Below are 493 nucleotides of genomic sequence, written 5' to 3'. Positions count from 1 at the left end.
CCCCGATCCAGCAGCGATATCAAGAAAGGCCGTGAAACGTTGAGGATATCTGCTGCCTGCTGTGTAGTGAGCATTTGGCTGACCGGCACTAAGGTAACAGCGTCACCCTTGCCCACGTGACGCAAGAGCTCCATGAGCAGGTCCGAGAGTGCCGGCGATAGAGTGACCTCTGCTGGCTTGCCGTCATCGAGAACGCGCAACGTAGCCTCTCCAGCAGCCTGTGCTGCCAGAATTTTTCGCAATTGGTTTGCAGCCGCCCGCTCTTGCGAAGATGGCAAACGGCCGCCCAGTCCTTGGGCCGTAGCTGGCATTGTCATGAACATTTCTCCGAGGATATCTTAAGGTACCATTATTCGCAATAAACGCAATAGACGAAATAAACGCAACCCAAGTATGTTCCCGAAAGGCTTGATTGGGATTGGAGCCGCGCGGTCCTGCGCTGTTGAGTTTGCCAAAGTGCGGCTGCCACAAGGCGCCGCCGCGTAATTGCGCA

Annotated in this window: 1 protein-coding gene; it reads right to left on the bottom strand. The window is 55.6% G+C overall.

What is annotated here, in order from left to right:
• On the bottom strand, window positions 1-317 hold a 317-nt coding region (locus AC2YI2_RS35190), incomplete at its 3' end, for a hypothetical protein (RefSeq protein WP_487391149.1).
• Between the last annotated feature and the right edge of the window lie 176 nt (window positions 318-493).

The sequence above is a fragment of the Rhizobium sp. SRI_017 genome, from assembly GCF_057586295.1.
This window is presented reverse-complemented; position numbering and strand designations above follow the sequence as displayed.